Consider the following 20,133-nt stretch of genomic DNA (forward strand, 5'->3'; position numbering starts at 1 on the left):
TAGTGCTCCTCGGCCGACGCGGGTGGCACCACCGCCACCGGGGCCGCTGCGTGGAGCAGGACCGCCTGCGCCACCGAGCCCATCATGCGGGCGGGCGCCAGGAGGCGGCGCCGGTGGCGGCCGACGACGACGAGGCTCGCGTTCCTGGAGGCGGCGACGAGGTGACCTGCGGCGTCGCCCGGAACCGCGTAGGACTCGGCGTGGACGTCCGGATGACGTTCGCGCTGCGGTGCGAGAAGGCCCTCGGCGAGCGTGCGGGTCTCGGCCTCGACGGCGTCCTGATCGGCCAGCGGCGGCACGATCTGCGCCGCGACCGAGGTCCACAGGTGCAGCGGCCAGGGGTAGGCGGCGACGGCCTGGAGGCGGGCTCCGCGCCGGGCCGCCTCGGCGAAGGCGAAGGCGAGCGTGGCCTCGTCGGGGCTGTCGACCTGGAGTCCGACGACGACCCGGGGCCCCGGCTCGATCGGCACCGCGGCGTCGCCCACTTCCCGGCCCGGCTTGGGCACCACGACGACCGGGCACTCGGCGTCCCGCGCGGTGATCATGCCGCTCGATCCCAGCAGCAGGCCGGCGAAGCCGCCACGGCCCCGGCTGCCCAGGACCAGCAGCTGGGCGGTCGAGCCGAGTTCGGGCAGCACCGTGCCGGCCGCTCCCGCGAGGGCCGAGTACTGCGTGCCGGGCCGCTCGACGCGCGCTTCCAGATACCGGCGCACCTGGTCGAGCACCGGGTCGCTCCCGGCGGCCGGCTGCCCGGACGGCATGATCTCGGGCCCGTCCCAGGCGGCGTACTGCTGAACATGGACCAGCCGCAGCGGCGCCTCGCGCAGCAGGGCGGTCTCGAAGGCCCAGTCCAGCGCGACCAGGCTGCCGTCCGAACCGTCGACCGCCGCGATGACCGGCATGGTGCTCATGGGTTCCTCACCTCCGGGGTACGACCCACCTGTCCCGGGGCCAGCCTGACTCAGGCTCCCGCCCCGCAGGGGTACTGGAGGTCGTGTGTCCGGGAAAACGCCGGGAACACCCCCGGATCGGCCCGAAGGCGGCCGGCGCGCGGGGCCACCGCCCGCCGGCTCGTCCCGCTGCGGTCCTCTCGCGGCGTCCGCCGCGTCAGGTCAGGTCGAACTCGCCCTCGCGCGCGCCCGACACGAACGCGCCCCACTCGGCAGGCGTGAAGATCAGAGAAGGGCTCTCCGGGCGGCCGCTGTTGCGCATCGCGATGAACCCCTCGACAAAGGCGATCTGGACATCCCCCAGGCCACGGCTGCTCGAGTGCCAGTCGGCGTTGCTGAGGTCCAGTTCCGGCTTGTCCCAGCCCGTGAACGGCTGCTGCTGGATGGTGGTGCTCTCGGCCACGTCCGTGCTCCTCCCGATTCGCGTCGTCCGCGGGTCAGCCTAGCGATCGGCCCCGGGTGCCAACAGGCCACGTGAGGGGGACCTTTGCGGAGGACTCTCCACCGACGTCCGGGACCTCGCTCAGGCGTCCGGGGGCTCGGCGCCCACGAGCCACATCGCGAAGAACTGCGACCCTCCGCCGTAGGCGTGCCCGAGTGCCTTGCGTGCCCCGTCCACCTGGTGTTCCCCGGCCTGGCCGCGCACCTGGAGGGCGGCTTCGGCGAAGCGGATCATGCCGGAGGCCCCGATGGGGTTGGTCGACAGGACGCCGCCCGACATGTTGACGGGCAGATCGCCGTCCAGCTCGGTCACCCCGGCCTCGGTGAGCTTCCAGCCCTCGCCCTCGGCGGCGAAGCCGAGGTTCTCCAGCCACATGGGTTCGTACCAGGAGAACGGCACGTACATCTCGACGGCGTCGATGTCCCGGCGCGGGTCGGCGATGCCCGCCTGCCGGTACACGTCGGCCGCGCAGTCCTTGCCGGCCTGCGGTGACACGGCGTCCTTGCCGGCGAAGAGGGTGGGCTCGCTGCGCATCGCGCCGCCGAGCATCCACGCCGGTGGCCGGGGCGCGCGGGCGGCTCCGGCCCGGTCGGTGAGGACCATCGCGCAGGCCCCGTCGGAGGAGGGGCAGGTCTCCGAGTAGCGGATGGGGTCCCACAACATGGGGGACGCCTGGACCTTCTCCAGGGTGATGTCGTGCTCGTGCAGATGGGCGTACGGGTTCTTCAGCGCGTTGCGCCGGTCCTTGTACGCCACCAGCGAGCCGATCGTGTCGGGTGCTCCGCTGCGCCGCATGTACGCGCGCACGTGCGGGGCGAAGAACCCGCCGGCCCCGGCCAGCAGCGGCTGCTGGAAGGGGATGGGCAGGGACAGTCCCCACATGGCGTTGGACTCGGACTGCTTTTCGAAGGCGAGTGTCAGCACGGTGCCGTGGACGCGGGCGGCGACCAGGTTGGCGGCGACGAGTGCCGTCGATCCGCCGACCGAGCCGGCCGTGTGGACGCGGAGCATGGGCTTGCCGACCGCGCCGAGCGCGTCGGCGAGATACAGCTCCGGCATCATCACGCCCTCGAAGAAGTCGGGCGCCTTGCCGATGACCACGGCGTCGATGTCCGCCCAGCTCAGCTCGGCGTCGTCGAGTGCGCTGCGGGCCGCCTCCCGGACGAGCCCGGCGATCGACACGTCCCGGCGTGCGGCGACGTGCTTGGTCTGGCCGATGCCTACGACGGCCACGGGCTCCTTGCTCATCGCGGATCCCCTTCGAGTACGGCGACCAGGTTCTGTTGCAGACAGGGTCCGGACGTGGCGTGTGCGAGCGCCCGGTCGGACTCGCCGCGGTGGATGCCGGCGGCTGCCTCGCCGATGCGGATGAGCCCGGCGGCCATGACGGGGTTGGCGGCGAGTGCCCCTCCGGACGGGTTGACGCGCACGCCGTCGTCGAGGCTCAGCGCCTTGCGCAGGACGACCTCCTGTGCGGTGAACGGCGCGTGCAACTCGGCGGTGTCGACGGGCCGCTCGAACGCGCCGGCCTTCTCGGCGGCCAGGCGGGTGGAGGGCGAGTCGGTGAGGTCGCGCACGCCCAGGCCGTGGGCCTCGATGCGGTGGTCCAGGCCGCGGATCCAGGCAGGCCGTTCGCACAGTTCGCGGGCCCGCTCCCCCGCCGCGAGAATCACGGCGGCCGCTCCGTCGCCGATGGGCGGGCAGTCGCCGGTGCGCAGCGGTCGTACGAGGTAGTCCCCGTGCGGCACCGAACCCCGCAGCTGGGCATGCGAGTTGGCGGTGGCGTCGGCGCGGCTGCGGGCGGCGACCGCTGCGAGGGCGGGTTCGTCGGTGTCGCCGGCGTCGATGAGGGCCTGGGCCTGGAGGGCGGCGAGAGCGACGGAGTCGGGCCACAGGGGGGCGACGTAGTACGGGTCGAGCTGGCGGGTGAGGACGTCGCGCAGCGGGCCGGGGGAGGACTTGCCGTAGGAGTAGACGAGCGCGGTGTCGGCGTCTCCGGTCAGCAGCTTGGTCCAGGCCTCGTACAGCGCCCAGGCGCCGTCCATCTCGACGTGCGACTCGGATATCGGCGGCCAGGCGCCCACGCCGTCGAGGGCGAGGGTGAAGGAGAAGGCGCGCCCGGCGAGGTAGTCGCTGGAGCCGGAGCAGGTGAAGCCGATGTCGGCGGTCTTCAGACCGGTCTGCGCCAGCACCTCGTGCAGGACGGGCATGAGCATCTCCACCTCGGAGAGCTCCTCGCTGGTGCGCCGGTGGTCGGTCTGCGCGAAGGCGACGACGGCGATCTCGCGGTTCACAGCAGCTCCCTGTAGGTGTCGTAGTCCGCGTCGGGCTCGCCCGTGGGCCGGTAGTGGTCGGGGAAGCGGGAGTCCTGCGTCCACACGGGTTCGACCCGCAGACCCATGCGCACCTGGTCGTAGGGGATGCCGCCGATCCGGGCGTGCAGAGCGAGGCCGGCGCCGTCGAGGGCGATGTGGGCGTAGACGTACGGCACTTCGATGTCGAGGTTCTTCGCCTTGATGTTGACGATGCAGAACGTGGTGACTGTGCCGCGGGGACCCACTTCGACCTGTTCCAATGTGGCGAGACCACATGTGGGACACGCACCCCTCGGCGGCACGTACACCTTGCGGCAGGACGGGCAGCGTTCGCCGACGTTGCGGTGTTCGGCCAGGGCGCTCAGGTAGGCGGACTGGGCGCGGCCGGGTGAGTAGGTGTAGTCGAGCCGGGCGCGGGCGACGATGCCGGCGATCGGGTCCGCGAACTCGCCGGTGTGGGCGGCTGGTTCGGCGGTGTCGCCGCTGCCCTCGGTGTCGTCGTACGGCTCGAAGCAGGCGATGTCGGTGATGGCGCCGGTGCGTTCCCCGGCCCAGCGGACGCGGACCCGCATGCCGGTGTGCACGGCGTCGGGGCCGGGGGCGTCGAGGGCATGCAGGAGGGCGGTGTCGGCTCCGTCGAGGCGGACCAGGACCCAGGCGAAGGGGGTGTTCAGGGGCTGGTCGCGGCGTGGGGCGTGGTTCCAGGCCCAGGTGGTGACGGTGCCCGTCGGGGCGACCTCGACCAGGTCGCGGATCTCCTCGGCGGTGACGGGGTCGTACTCGACGGGCGGGACGAGCGTGCGTCCGTCACCGGTGCGCACCCCGAGCACGACGCGTTCGCGCAGCCCGGTGAGGAAGGCGCTCTGGACGGGCCCGAGGGAGCGGGTGAAGGGGAACTCGACGGTCAGCGGTGCCTTGAGGACTTCGGGCATAGAAGGTGTGCCTCCTCCGGAAAACAGGGTGCGAGAGCGCCCCGTAGGGGGCGCGGGGAACTGCGCGACCGGCCACGACGGCCCCGCAGTGGCCCACGGCCTTCCCCGGCCAAAGCAAGCGCAGCGCCTACGCGCGCTTGTAGACGGGTGACCGCTTCTCCGCGAAGGCGCGGGCGCCTTCCTTGGCGTCGGCAGTGTCGAAGACCGGCCAGCCGCACTTGAGTTCGGCGGCGAGGCCGTCGGTCTCGGTCATCTCGGCGGTGTCGTACACGGACGCCTTGACGGCCTCGACAGCCAGCGGACCGCAGGCGTTGATCTGTTCGGCGATCTCCAGGGCCTTGTCCAGTGCCGTGCCGTCGGGGACGACATGCCCGATCAGGCCGATGCCGGCCGCCTCACGTGCGCTGTAGGGGCGCCCGGTGAGCAGCATCTCCAGGGCGTGGGTGCGCGGGATCTGGCGTTGCAGCCGGACCGTGGAGCCCCCGATCGGGAACAGGCCGCGCTTCACTTCGAACAGCCCGAAGGTCGCCGACTCGCCCGCGACACGGATGTCGGTGCCCTGGAGCATCTCCGTGCCGCCGGCTACGCAGTACCCCTCGACGGCGGCGATCACCGGCTTGCGGGGGCGGTGGTGGCGCAGCATCGCCTTCCAGTGCAGATCGGGGTCGGCCTTGAGCCGGTCCCGGTGGCGCTCACCCTCCATGCCCTGGCCGGCCAGGGCCTTGAGGTCCATGCCCGCACAGAACGAGCCGCCCGCACCCGTGAACACTACCGAGCGGACGGTGTCGTCCGCGTCGGCTTCCAGCCAGCCGTCGTACAGGCCGACGAGCATCGCCAACGAGAGTGCGTTCTTGGCCTCCGGCCTGTTGAGCGTGAGCACCAGTGTGGCGCCTTCGCGCTGCACGGTGAGGTGTTCCGTCCCACTCATCGCCCGTCTCCCCTCTGAAAGAACGAGAACAGGTTGCAGGAGGCGACGGGGCACTTCAAGGGTTTTCTGACAGGTAGTCAGATTTCTTGTGCGCGGACCCTTCACAGTTGTGCCGCGCTTTGCTCTGATGACCGGCAGCCGGTGGAGAGCCAGGGCAGGAGGAACGGTGGAGTACAACCTTGCCGACCTGTTCGAGTCGGTCGTCGACGCGGTCCCGGACCGCGAGGCGCTCGTGTACGTGGATCATCCGGGCACGGGTGCCGAACGCCGCCTCACCTATGCGGAGCTGGACGCGGCGGCCAACCGGATCGCCCACCATCTGCTCGACAGCGGGATACGTCCCGGCGAGCACCTCGGGCTCCATCTCTACAACGGCGTGGAGTACCTCCAGACGGTGCTGGGCTGCCTGAAGGCGCGGATCGTCCCGGTCAACGTCAACTATCGTTATGTGGAGGAGGAGTTGGTCTACCTCTACCGGGACGCCGATCTGGTGGCCCTGGTCTTCGAGGCGGAGTTCACGGACCTGGTGGCGGCGGCGCTGCCCCGCGTGGACGGGCTGCGGCACCTGCTGCGGGTGGGGACCGTGGCGCCGGGTGAGACCGAGGCACCGGTCGTGCCGGCCGTGGCCTTCGCGGACGCCGGGGCCGCCGCGTCGCCGGAGCGGGGGTTCCCGGCACGGTCGGGGGACGACCAGTTCATCATCTACACCGGCGGCACGACCGGCATGCCCAAGGGCGTGATGTGGCGCCAGGAGGACCTGTTCTTCTCGGGGCTGGGCGGCGGCGCGCCGACCGGTGAGCCGGTGCAGAAGCCGGAGGAACTCGCCGAGCGTGTGGCGGCCGGCGGCGACGGCATCACGTTCTTCCCCACCGCCCCGCTGATGCACGGGACGTCCACGCTGACGGCCTTCATCGGCTTCAACTTCGGCCAGCGCGTGGTGATCCACCGCAAGTTCGCGCCGGAGGAAGTCCTGCGGACGATCGAGAAGGAGAAGGTCACCAGCGTGTCGCTGGTCGGCGACGCGATGCTGCGGCCGCTGGTCGACGCCCTGAACGGGCCCATGAAGGGGACGGACTGCTCGTCGATGTTCAGCGTGTCGTCGTCCGGGGCGATCATGTCGGACACGGTGCGCCGGCAGTTCCAGGAGCTGGTCCCGAACGTGATGCTCCTGAACAACTTCGGCTCCTCGGAGTCCGGCTTCAACGGTACGGCGACCGAGGACTCGGGCCCGGAGCGCGGCTTCCGTATCCGGGTCAACTCCCGTACCCAGGTGGTCGATCCGGCCACGTACGAACCGGTCGCCGCGGGCGAGGTGGGCCGGGTCGCGCAGTGCGGCCATGTGCCGATCGGCTACTACAACGACCCCCGGAAGACCGCCGAGACCTTCTTCCAGAAGGACGGCCGGCGGTGGGTGCTGCTCGGCGACATGGCCACGGTGGGCGACGACGGCATCGTCACCGTGCTCGGACGCGGCTCGCAGTGCATCAACACCGGCGGCGAGAAGGTGTACCCGGAGGAGGTCGAGCAGGCGCTCAAGTCCCACCCCGACGTGTACGACGCGCTGGTGGCCGGAGTGCCGGACGCGAAGTGGGGACACCACGTGGCGGCGGTTGTGCAGGTGCGCACGGGCGCGGCACGGCCGACCCTGGCGGACATCCAGGCGCACTGCCGCTCGCACCTCGCGGGGTACAAGATCCCCCGTCAGCTGGTGATCGCGGACTCCATCCGGCGCTCCCCCAGCGGCAAGGCGGACTACCGCTGGGCACGCGAGGTGGCGGTGTCCGCGGACGGGTGAATCCCGCAGCGGGTCGCGTTGAACCCAAGGTGACGTGCGGACGTACTGATGGTGGCAGGCTCGGTCATCGACCGGTGTTTGCCATGCCATCGCAAGACCGCACGAAAGGACCGCCGAGTGCCGCTCTTCACTCGTTCCCGTCAGCCGCTCGACACCGCTGAGAGCGGGGCGGATTCGGGGGACGATGCGGGCGGGGCAGGGGTGGCCGGGGAGGCGGCGGAGGCGGCCCGAGAGGCCGAGGCGGCTGAAGCTGCGCAGACGGCTTCGGACGCAGGTGCCGATTCGGCTGCCGGTGCCGCAGAAGCGGAACCGGCGAAGGAGACCGGCCAGGGCGAAGAGGTCGTTGCCGCCGAGCGGGATGAGGATGCCACGGCGGTCGAGCAGGCCGACGGCGCCGAGGAAGCGGCCGGCCCCACGGAGACGGCCGGCCCGGCGGAGCCCTCCGGCTCCCCTCCCCCGGGCTGGTTCGGCTGGCGGCGCCGCTACCCCCGTACGGCACGCGGCGTGACCGTGGGCACGACCGTACTGGCCGGCGCACTCGTGCTCTTCGCGCTCCTGGTGCCGAACCGTCTCGAACGGCTGGGCCCCGAGGCGTTCTTCCGGCTGCCCGCCGAAGGGATCCTGCTCGCGGGCCTGCTGCTGGCGGTGCCGCCGCGGTCACGGCGGCTGATGTCGGTGGCCGCGGGCACGCTGCTGGGTCTGCTCACGGTCCTGAAGTTCGTCGACATGGGCTTCTACTCGGTGCTGGCCCGCCCCTTCGACCTGGTCCTGGACTGGATCCTGCTGGACGACGCCGCCGAGTTCGTCCGGGAGTCCTTCGGCCGTACCGGGCAGGTGCTCGCGGTGGCCGGGGTGATCGTCCTGATCGTCGCGCTGCTCGTCCTGATGACCCTCGCGACGGTGCGGGTGACGAACCTGATGGTCGGCCATCGTGCCGTCGCCACGCGCACGACGCTGATCCTCGGTACCGCGTGGATCACCTGCATGACCCTGGGCATCCAGATCGCCGGGGTCCCGCTGGCCACCAAGGGCAACGCCGACTTCGTGAACAACCGGATCGAGCAGGTCCGGGCCGGCCTGAAGGACGGGCGGGTCTTCGAGAAGCAGGCCGCGGTCGACGCGTTCGCGAAGACGCCGCCGGACCAGCTGCTGACGGGGCTGCGCGGCAAAGACGTACTCTTCACGTTCATCGAGAGCTACGGCCGGGTCGCGATCGACGACCCGGCGATGGCGCCGCAGATCGACTCGGTGCTGAAGGAAGGAACGAACTCCCTCAAGGCGGCCGGGTTCCAGTCGCGCAGCGCGTGGCTGAAGTCGCCGGTGACGGGAGCGGGTAGCTGGCTGGCCCACTCCACGTTCCTGTCCGGCCTCTGGATCAAGAACCAGCAGCGGTACCGCAGCCTGACCACCAGCGACCGGGCGACGCTGGGCAGCTACTTCAGGAAGACCGGCGCATGGCGGACGGTCGGCGTCGTGCCGGGTGTGCGGCGGGCCTGGCCGGAGGGCAAGTTCTTCGCGCTCGACCACATCTACGACTCCGAGCACCTGGGCTACAACGGCCCGTACTTCAGCTGGACGCCCGTGCCCGACCAGTTCAGCCTGGAGGCGTTCCAGCGTCTGGAGCACGGCAAGAAGAACCGCGACCCGATCATGGCGGAGATCATCCTGGCCTCCAGCCACAACCCCTGGTCCCCCATCGCCCGCATGACCGACTGGGACGAACTGGGCGACGGCTCGATCTTCCACCAGATCAAGAAGGAGGGCACCGACCCCAAGGAGGTCTGGAAGGACCCGGAGCGCGTCCGCACCGAGTACCGCCACGCCATCGAGTACTCGCTGCACAGCCTCACCGAGTGGGTCGAACGGTACGGCACCGACGACACGGTCCTCGTCTTCCTCGGCGACCACCAGCCCGTCCCCACCGTCACCGCCGGCAGCACCAGCAAGGACGTACCCGTCACGATCGTCGCCCGTGACCCGAAGGTCCTCGACAAGATCGCCGACTGGAACTGGTCGGACGGCCTGAAGCCCGCCGAGAACGCCCCCACCTGGGGCATGGACCGCTTCCGGGACCGCTTCATGACCGCGTACGGGCCCCGAGGGGACTGAGCGGCGGCCGGCTGGGCCGTTCGAGGAACCCCGGGAGGAGCTCGAACGGCCCAGCACCGCGCGCCCGTGGGCGGGTGGCGTACCTACGGTCGCCTTGACGGTTGTCGATCGGCAGCCGGCGAGACCGCAGGACCGAGAGGCAACGCCCGTGAAGCGACGCGCCCACGCGATATGCACGACCGCGATCACCGTTCTCGTCGCCGTCGGCCCGGCGTCCCACCTGGCCCACGCCCGGGGCGACAAGGACTGCCGCGACTTCGTCTTCCAGGAGGACGCGCAGGCGGAGTTCAACCGCGACCCGCGCGACCCCCATCACCTTGACGAGGACCAGGGCAGGGACGACGGCATCGCCTGCGAGGTCCTGCCCCGGCGCAGCACGATCGATTCGCCGCTCCCCACCTTCACACCGCCCCCGACGAGCTCGCCGCGCCCCACGCAGGGGGTCCGGGGCGGGATGGGCGGTGCCACCGGGCCCGCGGACTTCGAGCTGGTGCTCGGCGCCGGCCTGGCCGTCGGCGCGCTGGCGCTGGCCGCCGGGTATGTGGTGGTCCGGCGTCGACGCCATCGCTGATCACCGCTCGTGGTGACGGGTCGGGCACCGGGCTGCGCGAATGCCGCGCCGGAGCCGCCGCTTGGACCGCCCCGGGCCACCCCTTGGCCACCCCCGAACTGTCCCTGAGTTTTCCCGGGCCTCCCCCTGACCTCTCCCGGACCTCCCCCTGATTCAGCCCTGATGTGTGTCAGGAACCTTTGACAGGTGATCGGAGCGACTGTCAGCGTTTTCTGACAGGTACGACGGAAAGGGGCCGCGATGCCCGAGGTCCCGCCTCCGGCACCGACGGGCGACGAGTTGCTGAAGGTGCTCTCCGCGCTCGGCAATCCGCACCGCCTGCGGATCGTCGCGGCGCTCATGGAGAGCCGTAACTACGTCAGCGCGCTGGCTCGTGAGATCGGCATGGGCCGCCCGCTGCTGCACATGCATCTTCAGCGCCTGGAGGCCGCCGGACTGGTCGTCGGCACGCTCGAGCTCTCGGAAGACGGCAAGGCGATGAAGTACTTCGACGTCACCCCCTTCTTCTTCGAGTTGACGCCCCACGTCATAGCCCGGGCGGCCGCGACGATCACCGCGACCGACGCTGACCGGACCGCGAAAGAGGAAGCGAAGTGAACGAGGAAGTGGTGACGCTGGCCGCCGGAGCCGACGAACTGGGCGTTCTGGTCGGTGCCGTGGGCGCGGCCGGGTTGTTCAGCCTGCTCATCGTGATCGTCTGGCAGGGCGCCGCCACCTGGCGGGCCCGGATGCTGGCCGCCCGCGAGGAGCAGTACAAGGAGCTGGCGACCAAGTACGCGCAACTCCTGGAGGACACGGTGGTGTTGCAGCGCCGCACGGCCGAGGAACAGCGGCAGACCCTGGACGAGCTCACCCGGACCCGGCTCTCGGTCGGCTCCATGGAGAAGATGATGCGCGAGGTCGAGTAGCGGGCGCCCGCCCGGCCGGGAGCAGGGCTGCTCCCGGCCGGGACAGGGACCCCGGGTGGACTCGCTCAGGACCGGCCGAGCACGTCCCTGCCGTCGACCGTGTCGTACGCCGGGTCCGCGGCCGCGTCCGCGCGGGCGTCCGTCGCCGACTCGGCCGGGGCTTCGCCGCCCTCGGGGACGGCCGGGACCGCCGCCGCGGACCTGCCCGTACGCCACCGCGTGACGCGGGTCGCCAGCGGTTCGGTGTAGCGGGCGGTGACCGGGCCCACGATCACCAGGATCAGAACGTAGGCGGTGGCCAGCGGGCCGAGCGAGGGCTCAATGCCGGCGGTGACGGCGAGTCCCGCGATGACGATGGAGAACTCACCGCGAGCCACCAGGGTTCCGCCCGCCCGCCAGCGGCCCTTGGCCGAGACTCCGGCACGCTTGGCGGCCCAGTATCCGGTGGCGATCTTCGTGCAGGTGGTGACGACAGCCAGCGCGAGCGCGGGCAGCAGCACCGGCGGGATGCTCGCCGGGTCCGTGTGCAGCCCGAAGAAGACGAAGAACACCGCGGCGAACAGATCCCGCAGAGGCGCCAGCAGGTTGTGCGCGCCTTCCGCCACCTCGCCGGAGAGCGCGATGCCGACGAGGAACGCGCCGACGGCCGCCGACACCTGGAGCTGCTGGGCGAGGCCGGCCACGACCAGGGTGAGGCCGAGCACGACCAGGAGCAGCTTCTCGGGGTCGTCGCTGGAGACGAAGCGCGAGATGTGACGGCCGTAGCGCACCGCCAGCAGCAGGACGAGCCCGGCGACTCCGAGCGCGACGGCAAGGGTGGCGCTGCCCGCCGCGAGACCGGCGCCCGCCACGAGGGCGGTCACGATCGGCAGATAGAGCGCCATGGAGAGGTCCTCGAGGACGAGGATGCTCAGGATGACCGGGGTCTCGCGATTGCCGAGCCGCCCGAGGTCGCCGAGAACCTTCGCGATGACGCCGGAGGACGAGATCCAGGTGACGCCGGCCAGTACGACCGCGGCGACCGGGCCCCAGCCCAGCAGCAACGCCATGACGGCACCGGGCAGAGCGTTGAGCGCGGCGTCGACGAGTCCGGCCGGGTACTGGGTCTTGAGGTTGGAGACGAGGTCGCTGGCCGTGTACTCGAGACCGAGCATCAGCAACAGCAGGATCACCCCGATCTCGGCACCGATGGCGACGAACTCCTCGCTGGCGCCCAGCGGAAGCAGCCCGCCCTCGCCGAAGGCGAGCCCGGCCAGGAGGTAGAGGGGTATCGGAGAGAACTGGAACCGTCCGGCGAACCGGCCGAGCAGACCCAGGCCGAGGATGATCGCGCCGAACTCTATGAGGAAAACCGCGGAGGAGTGCATCGCGGCTCACTCCCGCCCGAGTATCTCGGCGGCCGAATCCACACCCTCACGAGTCCCGATCACAATCAGCGTGTCACCACCCGCCAACCGGAAGTCCGGCGTCGGCGAGGGCACGGCCTCGGCGCGGCGCAGCACGGCGACGATGGACACGCCCGTCTCGGTGCGCATCCGGGTCTCGCCGAGCAGGCGTCCGTTCCAGTGCGAGGTGGCGGACAGTTCGACGCGCTCGGCGACGAGGCCCAGCTCGGTGGTGGACAGCAGGTTGGGGCTGTGGTGCGCGGGCATCAACGCGTCGATCAGCGTGGTCGCTTCGGCGGAGCTGAGCCGCACCGACAACGCGCACGCGTCCGGATCATCCTCTCTGTACGCGTTCAGCGTCCGTGACCCGTCCCTGTGGGCGACCACGGACAAGCGGCGCTGTTCACGTGTGGTGAGGTCGTAGCGGACTCCGATGCCGGGCAATGGCGTACTGCTCAGGCGCGGAGCACCCATAGCGGTCCCCCCTCATTCGGGTGTCTTTTCCAGCAGTCTTTGACGAAACTTTAATGACCATGGGGCACCAAGGCCGAACTCAGCCCGTCATTCGCCCGCTCCGCCCAGGAATGCGACGACCCGCCGCACGAACCAATCCGCGTCATCGAGCCACGGATAGTGCCCGGCACCGGGCTGTACGGTGAACTCGCCGTTCGGGAAGAGCTCAGCGGCGCGACGGGCGAGCCCGGGGCAGGGGCCGCCGTCGAGTTCGCCGGCGAGCACGAGCACCGGGGCGGTGACCCGCGCGAGTGCGGAGCGGGTCACGGGCGGGTCGTATGCGCCGTCGGAGCCGTAGACAACGGCTGCCTCGTCGTTGGACTCGTACTGGGCGCGCGCGTCGTGTTCCTGCGCCGCTTCGTCCCACCGTCCGTAGAAGAAGGGTGCGATCACCGGGTCGAAGTCAGCCGACCCGGCAAGCCATGCCTCAAATGCCGGGAATGATTCCTTGAACCACGGTTCATCCACCCTCGATCGGGCAGCCACCAGACGTTCCTCCGCCGTGACCGGCATCCCCAGCGCCCATGGGGTCGCGGTGACGAGCGCGAGCTTCGCCACTCGCGCCGGATACCGGGCGGCGTACAGCATGGCCAGGCTTCCGCCCGCCGAGTGGCCGAGCACATCCATGTGGGCCAGCCCCATGTGGTCGCGCAACACCTCCACGTCGTCCACCAGGCGGTCGCAGCGATATGTGGCCGGATCCGCCGGCACCGCGGAGTCCCCGGTGCCGCGCAGGTCGAGCAGTACGAGCTGCCGGTGTGCGGCGAGTCCCCCCAGGTCGCCCAGGTAGGCAGCGGCGCGCATGGGTCCGCCGGGCAGGACGACGAGCGGTTCGCCCTCACCTCGCAGGTGGTAGGCGATCCCGGTCCCGTCGGAAGCATGGAAGGTAGGCATGCCGTCGATCTTGGTCGGCGACGGCCGGGCGGTGCAATGGGGTTCCACAGGCCACACCTTCCGCACCCCGCAGGCCCTGGGCGCAGAAAGTGCGCCCCGCCCCCTTGCCTGATCATTCATCGCCTGAATTACTGATCCTGAGCACGCAGACCGAATGATCGGTCGTCCGGATTGATGCGGTTGGCGAGGGAGAGCTCCTCATGGCGGACGCGACGGAACTGCTGGACCCGGGCGAACGGCTCGGCCCGGAGGCGCTGCGCGCGTTGCAGCTGGAGCGGTTGCAGAGGTCGCTGCGGCACGCCTACGACAACGTGCCTTTCTACCGGGAGTCCTTCGACAAGGCAGGCGTACGGCCCGAGGACTGCCGCTCGCTCGCCGACCTGGCCCGCTTCCCGTTCACGGTCAAGGCCGACCTGCGCGAGAACTACCCCTACGGAATGTTCGCGGTGCCCCAGGACCGTATCCGCCGCCTCCATGCCTCCAGCGGGACCACCGGACGCCCCACGGTCGTCGGCTACACCGATGGCGACCTTTCCCTGTGGTCCGACATGGTGGCCCGCTCCATAAGGGCGGCCGGCGGACGTCCTGGGGACAAGGTGCATGTGGCGTACGGCTATGGGCTCTTCACCGGTGGTCTCGGCGCACACTACGGTGCCGAACGGCTGGGTTGTACGGTCATCCCCGCCTCCGGTGGCATGACGGCCCGCCAGGTCCAGCTGATCCAGGACCTGCGGCCCGAGATCATCATGGTGACGCCGTCGTACATGCTCACCCTGCTCGACGAGTTCGAGCGACAGGGCGTCGACCCGCGCGGCACGTCCCTGCGCGTGGGCATCTTCGGCGCCGAGCCCTGGACCGAGCAGATGCGCCGCGAGATCGAGGAACGGTTCGCGATCGACGCCGTCGACATATACGGGCTGTCCGAGGTGATCGGTCCCGGTGTGGCGCAGGAGTGTGTGGAGACCAAGGACGGACTCCATGTGTGGGAGGACCACTTCTTCCCGGAGATCGTGGATCCGGTCACCGGTGAGGTGCTGCCGGACGGCGAGGAGGGCGAGCTGGTGTTCACCTCCCTCACCAAGGAGGCCATGCCGATCATCCGGTACCGCACCCGGGACCTGACGCGGCTGCTGCCGGGGACCGCGCGGGTGTTCCGGCGGATGGAGAAGATCACCGGGCGCAGTGACGACATGGTCATTCTGCGCGGTGTGAATCTCTTCCCCACCCAGGTCGAGGAGATCGTGCTCCGCACGCCGGGTGTGGCGCCCCACTTCCAGCTGCGGCTCACCCGGGAGGGCCGTCTCGACGCCCTCACCGTGCGGGCGGAGGCCCGCCCCGACGCGTCACCGCAGACCCGGGACGCCGCCGCGCGGTCCATCGCGGCGGCCGTGAAGGACGGCATCGGGGTGTCGGTCACCGTGGAGATCGTGGAACCGGAGTCGCTGGAGCGGTCGGTGGGCAAGATCCGGCGGATCGTGGACCTCCGGCCCCGTTAGCCGACCGGTCCCCCACTTCGCCCGGTCGGTCCCCCACTTCGCCCGGCCCCCTACTTCGCCCCGTCCCCTACTTCGCCCCGTCGCCTGCGAACCGGTCCCGTAGCTCCCGCTTGAGGATCTTCCCACTCGCGTTGCGCGGCAGCTCGTCCACGAACACCACCCGCTTCGGCGCCTTGAACGGGGCGAGTTTCTCGCGCGCGTGGTCGATCAGCGCGGCCTCGCTCACCTCCCCGCGCGGCACGACGACCGCCGTGACGGCCTCGATCCACCGCTCGTCGGGCAGACCGATCACCGCGACCTCGGCGACGCCCTGGTGGGCGTACAGGGCGTCCTCGACCTGTCGTGAGGCGACCAGCACGCCACCGGAGTTGATGACGTCCTTCACCCTGTCGACGATCGTGAAGTAGCCGTGCGTGTCCCGCACCGCGAGGTCGCCGGAGCGGAACCAGCCGTCCCGGAACGCCTCGGCGGTCTCCTCGGGCTTGTCCCAGTAGCCCTCGCACAGCTGCGGGGAGCGGTAGACGATCTCGCCGGGTGTGCCGTCGGGGACGTCCTTGCCGTCCTCGTCGACCACGCGCGCGTCGACGAACAGCACGGTCCGCCCGCAGGAGTCCATGCGGCCCTTGTGCTCGTCGGGGGCGAGGACGGTGGCCAGGGGGCCGATCTCGCTCTGGCCGAAGCAGTTGTAGAAGCCGAGCTTCGGGAGCCGCTCGCGCAGGCGTTCCAGGACGGGCACGGGCATGATCGACGCGCCGTAGTACGCCTTGCGGAGGCCGCCGAGGTCGCGCTCGGCGAAGTCGGGGCGGTTGGCGAGCGCGATCCACACCGTGGGCGGGGCGAACAGGCTGTCCACGCGGCCGGCTTCGATCAGGTCGAAGAGCCGGTCGCCGTCGGGTGCGTCGAGGATGACGTTCGTGGCGCCGACCGCGAGGTACGGCAGCAGGAACACATGCATCTGCGCCGAGTGGTAGAGCGGCAGTGAATGCACGGGGCGGTCGCCCGCGCTGAGGTCGAGGGCCGTGATGGCGCTCAGGTACTCGTGGACCAGGGCGCGGTGCGTCATCATCGCGCCCTTCGGGAGGGCGGTCGTCCCGGACGTGTAGAGGAGCTGGACCAGGTCCTCGGCGCGCGGCTCGGGGCCGTCGTACGCGGGCGCCGGCTCAAGGCGCGCCAGGAGCGAGTCGTCGGCGTCGCGCAGCGGCAGCGTACGGACGTTGCCGGGCAGCCGGCCGGCGAGGCCGGGGTCGGCGAGGACCAGGGAGCTGCCGCACTGGCCGACGATGTAGGCGAGGTCGTCGCCGGTCAGGTTCTGGTTGACCGGGACGTGGACGAGGCCCGCGCGGGCGCAGGCGAGGAACGCGATCAGATAGGCGTCCGAGTTGTGTCCGTAGGCGCCGACACGGTCTCCGGGGGTGAGTCCCTGATCGAGCAGGACGCTCGCCGCGCGGGAGACCGCGTCGTCGAGTTCCTCGTACGTCCATGTGCGGTCGGCGTATTCCACCGCGGTCCGTGCCGGGGTGCGCCGCGCGCTGCGCCGCAGCACCCCGTCAACCGTGCTGCCCTGTCCCTGCGTCATGACTCATGATCCTCGGTCCGTCACCGGGACGGGTCAAGCACCCGGGGGACACCTTGGACAGACCAGTGGGTACGCTCAACCGCTCCTTCCCTCAATGACGTGGGGAAGCACAGATGCGCACCACCCGCACGAGACGACTGGCCGCTGGGGCAGCCGCCCTGCTCACGGCCGCGGCGGCGCTGCCCGCCGCCGCGGCCGAACGCCAAAGCCGTCAGGAACATCCCTCGCACGGCGGCATGTCCGCCGTGCTCCGCCACACCGAGTACGGCATTCCGCACGTCGTCGGCAAGGACTCCAAGTCGCTCGGCTTGGGCACCGGTTGGGCGCAGGCCGCGGACCAGGTGTGCCCGCTCGCGGACGGGTTCGTGACCGTGCGCGGCGAGCGTGCGATCCGCGTGTACTGGGCTCCCAGCCGCCGGCGGGCGGCCTCGCTGACCGCTGTGCGCAGCTCGTGCACGGGCCGGACGGGCCCGTCTTCGGGGATGTCGCACGACGCGATCGCCGCGGAGAGTGAGGGCAGCGCTCCATGGACGCGGGTCTGAGCCGGCTCGCGATCGGTGTGCAGGCGCATGGGATCGATCCCGAGTGCCTCGGCGAGGGCTTCGAGCGTGGACTCGCTCACGCGCCGCTCGCCACGTTCGATCTCGCGGATGGCTCCGAGAGACATGCTAGCCGCAGCAGCCGGCTGCTCCTGGGTCATCTTCGGGCGCACGCCGACGTGCTTCACGGCGTGCGTGACGACGGAGTGGATCAACATCCACGACTGCGAGCCGTTGGGCCACAACTCGGGCGTGCACATCGCCCTGGAGGAAGCGGAGAGGCTGGGCCGCGAGGGTGAAGCGTTCGCACGGCACCTCTCGTTCAAGCATTTGGCCAAGGTCACGAGTATTGAGACAGCCGAGGCTGATGAGCTGTACAAGCATATGGGCAAGCACACCGACTCTCCGGAGCTGAAGACGCTCGCGGACGACCTCTACGATCACGAGAACGCGCTCCGCGACTGGATGAAGTCCGAGCTGGACGGGAACTCCGACGGCGGCGAGAAAATCTTCGCCTGGCTGGAACGTCACGGGGTGAGCCGGAAGGATGCGGTCACCCCTCGCAAGCTCCGAGAGGACGTCGGCGGCGACAAGCAGGAACTGGTGCTCGCGTTCTTCGACACCGAGGCTGCCGCCGATGCGGCGGCCGAGACGCTGAGGAAGTGGGAGAAGGCCAGCGAGTACATGCGGGTCGACGCCATCGGCGTGCTCGTCAAGGGCGACGACGGCAAGATCAAGGAACACAAGCTGGGCCGTCCAGGAACTCACCGCGGCCAGCGGCCTTCACACCGAGTCCTTCGGCTCCTGCCGGTGCGGGACCTTCCAGACGGCCCCGAGCGCGCCGAGCGCCGGCAGGACCGCGGTGATGCCCTCGCCCTGGGTGACGACGCCGTCCTGCATCGCGGTGCCGAGGGAGGCCCCGGCGACGACCGCGGCGACGACGGCCTTGGCGTAGCGGGACACCTACATTTGCGTCAGCCCTCCTTCCACACCAGCACTGTCAGGACCGCGCTGATGATGGTGACCGGCTCGCTGTGCTGATTGCACAGGCGGACGCGCATGCCTCGGCCGGGTCCGAGGCGCTTGGTGAGCGCCATGATGTGGAAGGTGTCGCCGCCGGTGCCGATGACCTCATCGATGGGATGGTCCTGAACGAACTGATCGCCGTCGAACTCGGACATGCGGGCCTGGACGACACCGCCCCGGGGCAGGCCACCGATCCTCAGGCTGACGCTGCCGGCAAAGCGAGCCGGGCCGCGCGCCCACACACTGCCGTTGTTGGCATGGTCGCCCGGCTCGTCGGTCCACTCCGTCGTGAACTCGATCGAATCCCAGAAACCGGGCCGCAGTTCGTAGGGCTCTTCGAGACCGAGGTTGACGTATTGGGGCATGGGTTCGTCGTCTCCTTCCCACTGGCCCGCCTGGAGTGCCAAGCACGCGGCCAGGTCACGGCGGTAGTCCTTCATGTCGATGCCACGGGGGTCGGGCTTCCAGTCGGACCACTCCAGGTGGCCGATCGCGCTCTTGCCCTCCAGGCCCCAGTTGTCGCCCTTGGCGCGGTGGGCGCGGATGATCGCGGCGGTGGCTTTGACGATGGCCACGTACTGCGCGCGCGGCCACGGGTCTTTGCCGTCGCCCTTGTTCTCGCACTCCCAGCCGTAGAAGTGGCTGTTGCCGTCCACGGCGCCGGAGCTGCCCTGGTGCTCGTGGGTAGCGGGCGGGTAGTCGCCGTACGACTCGCTGACGACGGCGGCCAGTACGCGCGGGTCACCGCCGCCGGCGTGGTTGGCGCGGCCGTTGCCGGTGAGGTGGATCGTGCCGTCCTTGGTGATGCAGCCGGTGGATAGCGGACCAGGCAGTGAGCTGTGGCCGTCGTAGATGAGGTCGACGACGTCCACGCCCGGACCGGTCGCGGTGTGGTGGACCATCACGCCGTTGACCGGGCCCCAGGCGCCGACGTGGTTGCGGTTATGGGTGCGCCACGAGCGGACCTCGCGGACGGTGCAGCCTTCGGCCTTCAGCGCGGCGACCAACTGGGCGGCGGTGAGCGGCTTCGCCATGAGTCAGCCCTCCCGCCTCGACCGAGCGCCGATGCCGATGCCGATGCCGAGCACCTTGCGGGCGATCGCCTCTGCGGCGACCTCCCACGCGGTCTGAATGCCGTGCCCGAGATCGTCCCAGGCGGGCATGGACTCGCCACGGTAGTTCTTGCCGCCGGTCGCAGCGCCGTACCCGGCATAAGGGGCCATGGCGAGCTCGGCCGGGTCGTGGCGGGCCATCACGCGCTCTCCGGCGATGCCCAGGTGCCGGGCTCGTCGCCTTCGTGACGCGAGGTCGCCCAGTGGCTGTCGGGGCCGTTGAGCAGCACCTTCAGGTTGCAGACGCCGTGCGGGTTGCCGGGGAGGTTACGCACGACGACGGCCGGATGGACCTGGTCTGCGTTCACGAAGCTGCCGTGCACGCTGTCGTGTGCGCGTTGCTGTGTGATGTGCCGGGCGTCGTCCTCGGTCAGCCGGTACTTCACGATGCGGCCCGGAGTGGGTTGGGGCATGGTCAGCCTCCGATCAGGTGGTGGGCGAGCCACGCGCAGAACGTGGCGATCACAGCGACGCCGAGGGGCCGCCAGGGGCGTACGGGGCTGATGCCCGCTGCTCGGCGCAACAACTCGCCGGCAGTGTCGCCGCGCCGCTTGTTGGCGATGGCAAGACCTTCGAGGACGGCGAACGAGCCTGCGGGGACGGCCCACAGCCACAGGGGGAAGTCCACGATCGGCCTCCTAC

20 protein-coding genes and 2 pseudogenes are annotated in these 20,133 nt (G+C 70.5%); 7 read left to right on the top strand and 15 right to left on the bottom strand.

What is annotated here, in order from left to right:
* The 6 genes from AC3ETA_RS45165 to AC3ETA_RS45190 form a co-directional block, all read right to left on the bottom strand.
* The coding region (locus AC3ETA_RS45165) for a universal stress protein (RefSeq protein ID WP_432198708.1) at nt 1-911 on the bottom strand (911 nt) is incomplete at its 3' end.
* A gap of 196 nt (nt 912-1,107) precedes the next feature.
* Nucleotides 1,108-1,353 (bottom strand): DUF397 domain-containing protein, encoded by a 246-nt coding sequence (locus AC3ETA_RS45170; RefSeq protein WP_432198709.1) that lies wholly within the window; start codon nt 1,351-1,353, stop codon nt 1,108-1,110.
* Nucleotides 1,354-1,473: 120 nt separating this feature from the next.
* Nucleotides 1,474-2,640: a thiolase domain-containing protein gene (locus tag AC3ETA_RS45175; RefSeq protein ID WP_432198710.1), complete on the bottom strand. Its 1,167-nt coding sequence runs from the start codon at nt 2,638-2,640 to the stop codon at nt 1,474-1,476.
* Entirely contained in the window at nt 2,637-3,686 is a 1,050-nt protein-coding gene (locus tag AC3ETA_RS45180) for a thiolase domain-containing protein (protein WP_432198711.1), read from the bottom strand. The genes AC3ETA_RS45175 and AC3ETA_RS45180 overlap by 4 nt, the downstream gene beginning before the upstream one ends.
* Nucleotides 3,683-4,639: a Zn-ribbon domain-containing OB-fold protein gene (locus AC3ETA_RS45185; RefSeq protein WP_432198712.1), complete on the bottom strand. Its 957-nt coding sequence runs from the start codon at nt 4,637-4,639 to the stop codon at nt 3,683-3,685. Before AC3ETA_RS45185 ends, AC3ETA_RS45180 begins: the two co-directional genes overlap by 4 nt.
* Before the next feature lie 127 nt (nt 4,640-4,766).
* Nucleotides 4,767-5,567: a crotonase/enoyl-CoA hydratase family protein gene (locus tag AC3ETA_RS45190; RefSeq protein ID WP_432198713.1), complete on the bottom strand. Its 801-nt coding sequence runs from the start codon at nt 5,565-5,567 to the stop codon at nt 4,767-4,769.
* Between the two features lie 166 nt (nt 5,568-5,733).
* Here AC3ETA_RS45190 and AC3ETA_RS45195 point away from each other — a divergent pair, with 166 nt between their 5' ends.
* From AC3ETA_RS45195 to AC3ETA_RS45215, 5 genes are all read left to right on the top strand, one after another.
* Complete coding sequence (locus tag AC3ETA_RS45195; protein ID WP_432198714.1) at nt 5,734-7,362, top strand: acyl-CoA synthetase; 1,629 nt, start codon at nt 5,734-5,736, stop codon at nt 7,360-7,362.
* A gap of 117 nt (nt 7,363-7,479) precedes the next feature.
* Nucleotides 7,480-9,471 carry an alkaline phosphatase family protein gene (locus AC3ETA_RS45200; protein ID WP_432198715.1) on the top strand — a complete coding sequence of 664 codons (1,992 nt, stop codon included), beginning with the start codon at nt 7,480-7,482 and terminating at the stop codon, nt 9,469-9,471.
* Between the two features lie 148 nt (nt 9,472-9,619).
* On the top strand, nt 9,620-10,042 hold the full coding sequence (locus AC3ETA_RS45205) for a hypothetical protein (protein ID WP_432198716.1): 423 nt from the start codon (nt 9,620-9,622) through the stop codon (nt 10,040-10,042).
* A gap of 240 nt (nt 10,043-10,282) precedes the next feature.
* The gene (locus tag AC3ETA_RS45210; RefSeq protein WP_432198717.1) at nt 10,283-10,639 is read left to right on the top strand and encodes an ArsR/SmtB family transcription factor; all 357 of its coding nucleotides are present in this window, start codon (nt 10,283-10,285) and stop codon (nt 10,637-10,639) included.
* Nucleotides 10,636-10,950 carry a hypothetical protein gene (locus tag AC3ETA_RS45215; RefSeq protein ID WP_030948497.1) on the top strand — a complete coding sequence of 105 codons (315 nt, stop codon included), beginning with the start codon at nt 10,636-10,638 and terminating at the stop codon, nt 10,948-10,950. The genes AC3ETA_RS45210 and AC3ETA_RS45215 overlap by 4 nt, the downstream gene beginning before the upstream one ends.
* Nucleotides 10,951-11,015: 65 nt before the next feature.
* Here the strand turns inward: AC3ETA_RS45215 and AC3ETA_RS45220 are convergent, their stop codons facing one another.
* From AC3ETA_RS45220 to AC3ETA_RS45230, 3 genes are all read right to left on the bottom strand, one after another.
* Entirely contained in the window at nt 11,016-12,317 is a 1,302-nt protein-coding gene (locus AC3ETA_RS45220; RefSeq protein ID WP_432198718.1) for a cation:proton antiporter, read from the bottom strand.
* Between the two features lie 6 nt (nt 12,318-12,323).
* Entirely contained in the window at nt 12,324-12,809 is a 486-nt protein-coding gene (locus tag AC3ETA_RS45225; protein WP_432198719.1) for a cation:proton antiporter regulatory subunit, read from the bottom strand.
* A gap of 87 nt (nt 12,810-12,896) precedes the next feature.
* The gene (locus tag AC3ETA_RS45230; RefSeq protein WP_432198720.1) at nt 12,897-13,742 is read right to left on the bottom strand and encodes an alpha/beta fold hydrolase; all 846 of its coding nucleotides are present in this window, start codon (nt 13,740-13,742) and stop codon (nt 12,897-12,899) included.
* A gap of 200 nt (nt 13,743-13,942) precedes the next feature.
* Between AC3ETA_RS45230 and paaK the strand changes: the two genes are divergently transcribed.
* A complete protein-coding gene (gene paaK / locus AC3ETA_RS45235; protein ID WP_432198721.1) occupies nt 13,943-15,238 on the top strand; it encodes a phenylacetate--CoA ligase PaaK in 1,296 nt (431 codons plus the stop codon).
* A 67-nt stretch (nt 15,239-15,305) separates the two neighbouring features.
* On the opposite strand, the gene AC3ETA_RS45240 is transcribed toward paaK, so the two are convergent.
* Complete coding sequence (locus AC3ETA_RS45240) at nt 15,306-16,814, bottom strand: acyl-CoA synthetase (protein ID WP_432198722.1); 1,509 nt, start codon at nt 16,812-16,814, stop codon at nt 15,306-15,308.
* A 113-nt stretch (nt 16,815-16,927) separates the two neighbouring features.
* Here AC3ETA_RS45240 and AC3ETA_RS45245 point away from each other — a divergent pair.
* Nucleotides 16,928-17,203, top strand: a pseudogene (locus tag AC3ETA_RS45245) (penicillin acylase family protein); the annotation flags it as partial.
* Between the two features lie 242 nt (nt 17,204-17,445).
* Here the strand turns inward: AC3ETA_RS45245 and AC3ETA_RS45250 are convergent.
* The 5 genes and pseudogenes from AC3ETA_RS45250 to AC3ETA_RS45270 all read right to left on the bottom strand — a co-directional run.
* Nucleotides 17,446-17,613 (bottom strand): annotated as a pseudogene (locus AC3ETA_RS45250) (hypothetical protein); the annotation flags it as partial.
* A 714-nt stretch (nt 17,614-18,327) separates the two neighbouring features.
* Nucleotides 18,328-19,413 carry an N-acetylmuramoyl-L-alanine amidase gene (locus AC3ETA_RS45255; RefSeq protein ID WP_432198723.1) on the bottom strand — a complete coding sequence of 362 codons (1,086 nt, stop codon included), beginning with the start codon at nt 19,411-19,413 and terminating at the stop codon, nt 18,328-18,330.
* A 3-nt stretch (nt 19,414-19,416) separates the two neighbouring features.
* Nucleotides 19,417-19,632: a hypothetical protein gene (locus AC3ETA_RS45260; protein WP_432198724.1), complete on the bottom strand. Its 216-nt coding sequence runs from the start codon at nt 19,630-19,632 to the stop codon at nt 19,417-19,419.
* A complete protein-coding gene (locus tag AC3ETA_RS45265) occupies nt 19,632-19,904 on the bottom strand; it encodes a hypothetical protein (protein WP_432198725.1) in 273 nt (90 codons plus the stop codon). The genes AC3ETA_RS45260 and AC3ETA_RS45265 overlap by 1 nt, the downstream gene beginning before the upstream one ends.
* A 2-nt stretch (nt 19,905-19,906) precedes the next feature.
* Nucleotides 19,907-20,119: a hypothetical protein gene (locus AC3ETA_RS45270; protein ID WP_432198726.1), complete on the bottom strand. Its 213-nt coding sequence runs from the start codon at nt 20,117-20,119 to the stop codon at nt 19,907-19,909.
* Between the last annotated feature and the right edge of the window lie 14 nt (nt 20,120-20,133).

It is taken from the genome of Streptomyces sp. bgisy027, from assembly GCF_057710365.1.

What these genes read in the sequence shown, in the direction of transcription:
- AC3ETA_RS45175 (WP_432198710.1), bottom strand. Translation starts at nt 2,640, where the DNA reads ATGAGCAAGGAGCCCGTGGCCGTCGTAGGCATCGGCCAGACCAAGCAC.
- AC3ETA_RS45185 (WP_432198712.1), bottom strand. Translation starts at nt 4,639, where the DNA reads ATGCCCGAAGTCCTCAAGGCACCGCTGACCGTCGAGTTCCCCTTCACC.
- AC3ETA_RS45190 (WP_432198713.1), bottom strand. Translation starts at nt 5,567, where the DNA reads ATGAGTGGGACGGAACACCTCACCGTGCAGCGCGAAGGCGCCACACTG.
- AC3ETA_RS45210 (WP_432198717.1), top strand. Translation starts at nt 10,283, where the DNA reads ATGCCCGAGGTCCCGCCTCCGGCACCGACGGGCGACGAGTTGCTGAAG.
- AC3ETA_RS45220 (WP_432198718.1), bottom strand. Translation starts at nt 12,317, where the DNA reads ATGCACTCCTCCGCGGTTTTCCTCATAGAGTTCGGCGCGATCATCCTC.
- AC3ETA_RS45225 (WP_432198719.1), bottom strand. Translation starts at nt 12,809, where the DNA reads ATGGGTGCTCCGCGCCTGAGCAGTACGCCATTGCCCGGCATCGGAGTC.
- AC3ETA_RS45230 (WP_432198720.1), bottom strand. Translation starts at nt 13,742, where the DNA reads ATGCCTACCTTCCATGCTTCCGACGGGACCGGGATCGCCTACCACCTG.
- paaK (WP_432198721.1), top strand. Translation starts at nt 13,943, where the DNA reads ATGGCGGACGCGACGGAACTGCTGGACCCGGGCGAACGGCTCGGCCCG.
- AC3ETA_RS45240 (WP_432198722.1), bottom strand. Translation starts at nt 16,814, where the DNA reads ATGACGCAGGGACAGGGCAGCACGGTTGACGGGGTGCTGCGGCGCAGC.
- AC3ETA_RS45255 (WP_432198723.1), bottom strand. Translation starts at nt 19,413, where the DNA reads ATGGCGAAGCCGCTCACCGCCGCCCAGTTGGTCGCCGCGCTGAAGGCC.
- AC3ETA_RS45260 (WP_432198724.1), bottom strand. Translation starts at nt 19,632, where the DNA reads ATGGCCCGCCACGACCCGGCCGAGCTCGCCATGGCCCCTTATGCCGGG.
- AC3ETA_RS45265 (WP_432198725.1), bottom strand. Translation starts at nt 19,904, where the DNA reads ATGCCCCAACCCACTCCGGGCCGCATCGTGAAGTACCGGCTGACCGAG.